General features: G+C 46.3%; 1 protein-coding gene. It reads right to left on the bottom strand.

The features are described from left to right. Positions 1-144 precede the first annotated feature (144 nt). A complete protein-coding gene (tsaA, locus tag E0765_RS04530; protein ID WP_132812038.1) occupies positions 145-561 on the bottom strand; it encodes a tRNA (N6-threonylcarbamoyladenosine(37)-N6)-methyltransferase TrmO in 417 nt (138 codons plus the stop codon). Positions 562-697 lie beyond the last annotated feature (136 nt).

The following is a 697-nucleotide window of genomic DNA, read 5'->3' as shown; positions in this document are numbered from 1 at the left end:
GGTGGGTCATTTTTGCGTGATCACACCGGGTCATTTTTAGGTTGTCATTTCCAAAGGGGAAGAGCACTCCACTAACCTGGGTTCGTCATATAATTCCTGCTTGTTCATCGGGTTTTGTTGAATTGCATAGGTTATCCACTCTTGTTATGAGTCTTCTGTTCGGGGAAGTGCTGGCTTGATATCGATTACGGGTGTTCCATCAACAGCTTCTATAGGGCCCACTTTTAATCTATTCCCGGTGATTTCAAGAACCGTAACCCGGTGCAATCCAATTGGATTTGGTCTATCAGGAGACCGCGTTGCAAAGGAGCCCTTCAGAGGCATACTTTTGTCCCCTCGAGGATGCAGCTTCAATGTATTTCGATGAGCCTTGTGAAACCAGGTAATAACGATAATTTCATCGCCTGGTTTGATACCTTCAAGTGCTTCTGCAACCGTTGTGTTCACTTCGAGCCATGCGTCCGGTGCGCCTTCGTTCCCCTGGTGGGGCGCTGCCTCGCAATTGACAAGTTCGGAGCGTACGATTCCAATCGGCTCTATCTTATAGCTGGCTTTAATCATATTCCGTTCCTTTGTGATAGAAAAATATATTGTAACAAATGTGTCCTTCCGGCAAGCATGCGTAGCCCCTGACTGCACAAAATCGATTACATTTTATTATAAAGATGCCGGTGCTCCGTCTTTGTAATTCCACGGC

This window comes from Sulfuricurvum sp. IAE1, assembly GCF_004347735.1.
In the GTDB taxonomy this organism is placed as follows: domain Bacteria; phylum Campylobacterota; class Campylobacteria; order Campylobacterales; family Sulfurimonadaceae; genus Sulfuricurvum.
The sequence above is the reverse complement of the archived record's forward strand: the minus strand, read 5'-3'. Positions and strand labels throughout refer to the sequence as shown.

Excerpts from the sequence above, each read along its gene's own strand:
- tsaA (WP_132812038.1), bottom strand. The coding sequence starts at position 561 with ATGATTAAAGCCAGCTATAAGATAGAGCCGATTGGAATCGTACGCTCC.